Consider the following 7,097-nt stretch of genomic DNA (forward strand, 5'->3'; position numbering starts at 1 on the left):
CAGACAGGAGAAGTCATCGCATGTCTTTAGGCGAGAGCCGCCTGCAAGGCTATGGCTTCTCCGCGTCCGGCGCATCCACCGGCACGGCGGGCGGGATGACAACCGGCGGCGGCGTGACGCGCACCTCGACCCGGCGATTCTTCGCCCGGCCTTCGGGATCGTCGCTACCATCCTCCTTGGCATTGGGCGCGATCGGCCGGGTTTCCCCCAGAGCGACCAGCGTGATGCGCTCGGCCACCACGCCCTTTTCGAGCAGATAATCGCGCACCCGCTCGGCGCGACGGCGGGAAGCAACACGATTATCGCCATCGGTGCCCAGCGAATCGCTATGCCCACGCAGCGCGACAGTCCCGCCCGCCTGCATTGCTGGGGTCGTCATCAGCGCGTCCAGAGCGGCCTTCGCCCCATCGTCCAACTGGAGCGACAGGGCACCGAAGCCGATCAGCAATTCTTCCGGCTCGATCTTGGGTTCTTCCACCGTGGGCACGACTTCGGGGCGCAGGATGGAGCGTTGCGGCTCGACCATATTGTCCGCGCCATTGTCCGCCACGCCATTGTCGGCGATCACGTTATTGGCAGCCTCCTGCCCAGCGGGCGGCTGACACGCAGCCAGGCTCGCGCACAGGAGCAGCGCGGTTGGGGCCAATTTGGTCATTCTTCCTTTCCTTTCGATCGGATCGGGGCGGGCGGCACATAGGACAGGATGGTGTCGCCGGGCTGGGGCGTGGGACGCGACGCATGGGAGAAGAAACGCAGCGCCCCGGTCCGGCGCACCAGCAAGAGCATGTCGCCCTCCGGCGGCAAGGCGGCGCGGGCCGCTTCATAATCGAAATGTTCGCTGATCTTCGTCTTGCGGAAGGTCCAGCCTTGCTCCTCGCGTTCCACAATATCCTCCACGCCATGGCCCGACGTGAAGAGCGTCCGGCCGCGCAGCGATTCGGGCAAGGTGCGTGGGTCGTCATCATCGCTGGCGTCGCCCAGCTGATAGACATTATCGCGCCCGATCTCCGGCGCGAATTCGTTGCAGACGAGCGCGTTATAGGCCTCGTTGCCAGTCGCGGCGGCCAGCACCTGAAACTGGGTGAGGTCCAGCCGTTCCTCGGTGGCTTCGGACAAGATTTCGCCATGATAGGTGGGAATGCCCTTGTGCCGGGCCGGGGCCAGCCGCTGCCAGCTATTGTCGGCGATCGTCACGGGTATGTCGATCTGGCGCAACTGATCGGCCAACCCCAGACTGAAAGGCGTCGCACCGACGATCAATAGCCCCTGTTCCGATGCGCCGGTCACCTTGAGCAGCCGCGCGACCGCCTTGATCGAAAAACCGTGGAAAAGGATCGTCGCAATGACGACGGCAAAGGACAGGGTGACCAGGATCGAACCGTCGCCATAGCCGAGCCGGTCGAGCCGCAGCGCGAACAGGCCGGAAATGGCCACGGCGACGATGCCGCGCGGCGCGATCCACGCGACCAGCAGCCGCTCGTTCCAGGGAACGGGGGAGAAGGCAAGGCTGAGAAGGACCGTGGCTGGCCGTACCAGGAACAGCAGCGCCAGCAGGAAACCGATGAAGCGCCATTCGAACTGGCGCAAAACTTCAAGGTTGAGCGAGGCGGAGAGGATCACGAACACGCCTGAGATCAGCAGGACGGTGACATTCTCCTTGAATGGCTGAATGTCGCGCAGCGAATCGAAACGCATATTGGCAAGCGCCACACCCATGACGGTGACCGCCAGCAATCCGGTTTCCTGCTGGATCATGTTCGATCCGACAAAGACACCGATTACCGCGACCAGCAATATCGGTGCCTTGAGATATTCGGGCACATGACCGCGCGGAAAGGCCCAGCCGATCGCACGGGCGGCAAGCCAGCCGATCAGGCCTGCGATGACCGCAGCACCCAGCAGCGACAAGATGACCGACGCCAGCGTCCCGCCCTCGCCCGCCCGACGCAGATATTCATAGGTCACGACGCCAAGCAGCGCCCCGACCGGATCATTGACGATCGCTTCCCATTTCAGGATGGCGCGCGGCCGCGCCGCGACGTTGGACTGACGCAGCAAAGGCAGCACCACGGTCGGCCCCGTCACCACCAATATCCCCGCAAACAGGATCGCGACCGGCCAGACCAGCCCCGCGACGTAATAGCAGGCGATAGCGCCCAATACCCAGCCGATCGGCGCGCCGAGCAGGACGAGGCGGATCACCGCGCCGTCGGTCTTGCGCAATTCGCGGAAGTTGAGGCTGAGGCCACCTTCGAACAGGATCAGCGCGACCGCGATCGACACCATGGGTTCGAGCAGCTCGCCGAACACATGTTCGGGGTTGATGATGTGGAGAACGGGGCCGCCGATGACGCCCGCCGCCAGCATCAGCGCAATGGCAGGCCAGCCGGTGCGCCATGCGATCCACTGCGCGCCGATCCCCAATATGCCGATAAGCGCGATGGAAAGGGCCAGTTGCTGCATGGCGGGCACGATAGACAGACAGCGCGGCCGCCGTCACCCCCTGATATTTTTAACCGGTCGGGGAACCACCGGGCGGCGGGACGAAAAATGGGCCGATCGAGGACCGGCCCATCCGTCTTTCATCAGGGCTGCGGCTGCGCCGGGGCAGCCGGCGCGGCGGCCTGAATGCGCTGCTGAAGCGCGGGGTCGGTGGCGGCAGCTTGACCGATCTGGTTGAACTTTTCAGGCGGCAGGCCCGACGCCTGCAACGCGGCGAGCATCTTGGACTGCTTCTCGGCGGCCGGGATCGACGCATCCGCCTGGATCTTCGTCACTTCGGTGGCAGCAGCGGCAAATTGCTGGATGTCGCTGTCGCTAAAATTGCTGGCTCCGGCGGCGGGTGCTGCCGGGGAAGCTGGTGCCGCAGGGGCAGGCTGCGTGGTCTGCGCCGCGAGCGGGGCAACCGCGAAAAGAGCGGCCGATGCGAGGCCAGCCTTGAGGGCGTGGGAAAGGGTGAGGCTCTTCACAATGCGTCTCCTTGAACTGATAACCCGTCAGAAACTGTGGACAACGCATCGGCATGGGAAGGCCCGTTCCGTCGAGCCGTGGCATAAGGCGGACGACGTTCGGGTTCCCGACAGTTCGTCCTTTTTGAACAACGGGCCGTCAGCCGCCACTATCGTTGCGACCTTGCAACAAGTTTGCGCCGACTCCGAAAACCGGGGTCGGCGCACGCTCGTCATCACCAGATTTTGACGCGCTCCATGGGCTCCAGATAGAGCTTGCCACCCGGCGCAGGCTTGAACGCCTCATACCAGCTATCGAAATTGCGCACGATATCGGCGCGATATTGCGACGGCGCGTGCGGATCGGTGACCAGCCGCTGGCGCAGATTGGCCTCGCGATAATTGCGCCGCCACACCTGCGCCCAGCCCAGGAAGAAGCGCTGGTCGCCGGTCATGCCGTCGATCACCGGCGCGGGCTTGCCGCCCAACGAGGCATGATAGGCATCGAGCGCGACCGCCAGACCACCCAGATCGCCGATATTCTCGCCCAGCGTGAACGCCCCCTTCACATGCGCGCCGGGGAACGGCTCATAGGCGTCATATTGGGTGACCAGCTTGTCGGTCAGCGCCTTGAAATTGGCGACATCGGCGTCGGTCCACCATTGGTTGAGCTTGCCGGTCTCGTCATATTTCGCGCCCTGATCGTCGAAATGATGGCTCAGTTCATGGCCGATCACCGCGCCGATACCGCCATAATTGACCGCCGGGTCGGCGTTGGGATCAAAGAAGGGCGGTTGCAGGATCGCGGCGGGGAACACGATCTCGACCATGCCGAAATTGGCATAGGCGTTGATCTCCATCGGCGTCATGCCCCATTCCCAACGATAGATGGGCTTGCCCAGCTTCCCGATATTATAGTCGAAATCGAACTGATTGGCGCGCATCGCATTGCCCAGCAGATCGTCGCGCTGGATGGCGAGGCCATCATAGTCGCGCCATTTGTCGGGATAGCCGATCTTGGGGGTGAAGGCCGCCAGCTTCTTGTGCGCACGCGCCTTGGCGGTGTCGCTCATCCACGGCAGGCCGTCGATGCGACGTCCCATGGCGGCGATCACATTCTTGACCAGCACATCCATCGCCGCCTTGGTTTCGGGCGGGAAATATTGCGCGACATAGACTTTGCCGACCTCTTCGCCGAGTGAATCCTTGAGGAAATCGACGCCCCGCTTCCACCGCGCCTCACGCTCTGGCGTACCTGACAGGGTGGTGCCGTAAAAGGCGAAGTCGGCATTGGCAATGTTGTCGGGCAGTTTGTCGGCATAAGCATGCAGGCTGCGCAGCAACAGCGCGTCCTTCAGCACGGCGATCGGCGTCTTGGCGATCAGCGCCGCCTCGCCGGTGATGGCGGAGGGTTGGGCGACGAGCAGGTCGGTCGGCGTCAGGCCATTCGCCTTGAAATAGGCGGCGAAGTCGAAGCCTGGCGCGGCCTTTTGCAGGGCGGCCAGCGTCAGCTTATTATAGGTCTTGTCCGCGTCGCGGCTGTCGATCTGGGTCCAGTGGACCTTGGCCACTTCCGTCTCGAACGCCATCAAGGCGGCGGCGCGCGCCTTGGCGTCTGTTTCACCCGCCAGCGTCAGCATCGTCTCCAGATGCGCGACATAGGCGGCGCGGATCTTTGCCATTTCCGGCTTTTCATCCAGATAATAGTCGCGATCGGGCAGGCCCAGCCCACCCTGGCTCATCGACAGAATATAGGTTTCGGGGTCTTTATCGTCCTGCCCGACATAGAATCGGAACGGGCCGCTGATCCCGGCGCGGGCAGCCTTGGCGGCGAGCGTCGCATAGCCCGCCTTGTCCTTCACGCCCTTGATTTCGGCCATCCAAGGCTTGATCGGGGCCAGCCCCTTGGCTTCGACCGCAGCGGTGTCGAGATAGCTGGCATAGGCCGCACCGATCTTGCTCGCCGGATCATCCTTCGCCGCGTCCAGGATCGCGCGGGTGCGGGTGCGCGACAATTCGTCGAGCGTATTGAACGCGCCATAGTTGGACTTGTCGGCCGGGATCGGCGTGTTTTTCGCCCAAGTGCCGTTCGCATAGTCGTAGAAATCATCGCCGGGCTTCACCGACAGGTCCATGCCGGCCGCGTCGAAGCCATAGCTGCCATAAGTGGGCTTGGCCGGGGCCGAAGCCGGAGCGGTTGTGGCGGGCTGTTGCGCATGGGCGATACCAGCGGTCAGGGCCAGTGCGGAGGCGGCAGCGCCCAGAAAGAGGTGTTTCATCAAAGCATCCCTTGCTTGAAGTGGGCGCATCGGACGCGCCCGGCATGACGGGGACTTGAACGCCTGTCCAACAAGCCTGTCCATGTCGTTGGTCGAATATTATCAGCCGTTGAAAGGATCGGAAAGCCGTATGTGCGCCGCGAACGCTTGCGCCAGCGCAGCCGGGCTCAGCGGATCAAGCAGCGGCAGGCGGCCAAGGCTGGGCACACCCGCCAGCAGCGGGATGATCCGCTCATTTTCCGCATGCGCCTCACCGATGAAGGCGATGCCCGCGATCGGCACGCCGCGCGCCCGCAGCGCCTCGACGCTGAGCAGGCTATGGTTGATCGTGCCGAGCGCGGTGCGCGCGCACAGGATGACGGGCTGGCCCCAATGGGCGAACAGGTCGGCCATCAGCAATGTCTCGCTGATCGGCACGAGTACGCCGCCCGCGCCCTCGACCACCAGCGGCCCATCGACCTGCGGCAGCGCCAGCCGGTCCAACGCGATCGTCACCCCGTCGATCCGCGCGGCAAGATGCGGCGAGGCGGGCGTCGCCAGCCGATAGGCTTCAGGCAGAATATGCGTGGCGGGCAGGCCGGACAGGCGGGCGACCTCTTCCTTGTCGCCATCGGGGTCGACCCCGGCCTGGATCGGCTTCCAATAATGCGCGCCCAACGCAGCGGCGAGGCCAGCGGCAAAGACCGTCTTGCCGATGCCCGTATCAGTGCCGGTGACGATAAGGACGCTCATCCCACGATCCTTTGCAATTCACGGCCGAGCGCGGCGATGTCGGCGCGGCCGACATTGAGAGTCAGCGATAGGCGCAGGCGGCTGGTGCCCGGCGGCACGGTTGGCGGGCGGATGCCGCGCACGTCGAACCCAGCGTCCTGCAAGGCCGCCGCCGCCGCCATGGTGCGCGCATCCGTGCCCAGGATGACCGGCACGATCTGGCTGCGCGGTGTGGGCAGGCCGAGCGGCGCGCAGATGGCTTCGGCGGCATCCTGCCGCAACGTCTTCAACCGATCGCGCAGGTCGCTCGCTTCCTCGATCCGGTCGAGCGCGGCGGACACCGCGACCGCCATCAGCGGCGAGGGCGCGGTAGAGAAGATGAAGGCGCGGGCGCGGTTGATGAGATAGTCGATCTGCAGCCGCGGCCCGCAGATCAGCGCGCCTTCCACCCCCATCGCCTTGCCGCAGGTATGGAGCGTGACGACATTGTGCAGACCGTCCAGCCCGGCCGAAAGCCCGCGCCCGCCCGGCCCGAAGACCCCGGTGCCATGGGCTTCGTCGAGCAGCAGCATGCCATGATGTTTCGCCGCCAGCTTGGCGAGATCGGCGAGCGGGGCGAGGTCGCCGTCCATGGAATAAAGCGTTTCGACCGCGATCCAGATGCGGCCCTTGCCCCCTTCGGCGCGGAAGGCGGTGATCAGGTCGGAAAAGCTTTGCACGTCATTGTGGCGGGCGAAGACGGCGGCGGCCTTGCTCATGCGGATGCCGTCATGCGCGCTCGCGTGGATGAGTTCGTCCGCGACGATCAGGTCGCCGCGCTGCGGCAGCGTGCCGAACAAAGCGAGGTTGCCGACATAGCCATTGGCGACGAACAGCGACGCCTGGGTGCGGAAGAAATCCGCCGCCTTGGCCTCCAGCCCTTCATGTTCGGGCGCATTGCCGCGCAGCAGCCGCGATCCGCCCGATCCCACCGGCACGCCCCTTGCAATCGCATCCGCCACCGCCCCGGCGATGATCGGATCGGCAGCGAGGCCGAGATAATCGTTGGAGGCAAAATCGCGCCCCGACCGGGGCATCAGGCGACGCAACCGCCCGCGCGCGTCCAAAGCGGCAAGCTGTCTGGCGAAGGGTTCGGCGGTCATGGGGCGCGCTATAGGCC

At 64.8% G+C, this 7,097-nt stretch carries 6 protein-coding genes; all 6 read right to left on the reverse strand.

What is annotated here, in order from left to right; genetic code table 11:
- Positions 1 to 49: 49 nt before the first annotated feature.
- Positions 50 to 655, reverse strand: a complete 606-nt coding sequence (locus tag IL54_RS14390) for an OmpA family protein (protein WP_037476564.1) — start codon at positions 653 to 655, stop codon at positions 50 to 52.
- Positions 652 to 2,463, reverse strand: a complete 1,812-nt coding sequence (locus IL54_RS14395) for a cation:proton antiporter (RefSeq protein ID WP_037476565.1) — start codon at positions 2,461 to 2,463, stop codon at positions 652 to 654. The genes IL54_RS14390 and IL54_RS14395 overlap by 4 nt, the downstream gene beginning before the upstream one ends.
- A gap of 122 nt (positions 2,464 to 2,585) precedes the next feature.
- On the reverse strand, positions 2,586 to 2,969 hold the full coding sequence (locus IL54_RS14400; protein ID WP_037476566.1) for a DUF4168 domain-containing protein: 384 nt from the start codon (positions 2,967 to 2,969) through the stop codon (positions 2,586 to 2,588).
- Positions 2,970 to 3,184: 215 nt separating this feature from the next.
- Positions 3,185 to 5,227 carry a M13 family metallopeptidase gene (locus IL54_RS14405; RefSeq protein WP_037476568.1) on the reverse strand — a complete coding sequence of 681 codons (2,043 nt, stop codon included), beginning with the start codon at positions 5,225 to 5,227 and terminating at the stop codon, positions 3,185 to 3,187.
- Positions 5,228 to 5,329: 102 nt separating this feature from the next.
- Positions 5,330 to 5,959, reverse strand: a complete 630-nt coding sequence (bioD, locus tag IL54_RS14410; RefSeq protein WP_037476569.1) for a dethiobiotin synthase — start codon at positions 5,957 to 5,959, stop codon at positions 5,330 to 5,332.
- Positions 5,956 to 7,080 (reverse strand): 8-amino-7-oxononanoate synthase, encoded by a 1,125-nt coding sequence (locus IL54_RS14415; RefSeq protein ID WP_037476570.1) that lies wholly within the window; start codon positions 7,078 to 7,080, stop codon positions 5,956 to 5,958. The genes bioD and IL54_RS14415 overlap by 4 nt, the downstream gene beginning before the upstream one ends.
- Positions 7,081 to 7,097 lie beyond the last annotated feature (17 nt).

The sequence above is a fragment of the Sphingobium sp. ba1 genome, assembly GCF_000743655.1.
Classification (GTDB): domain Bacteria; phylum Pseudomonadota; class Alphaproteobacteria; order Sphingomonadales; family Sphingomonadaceae; genus Sphingobium.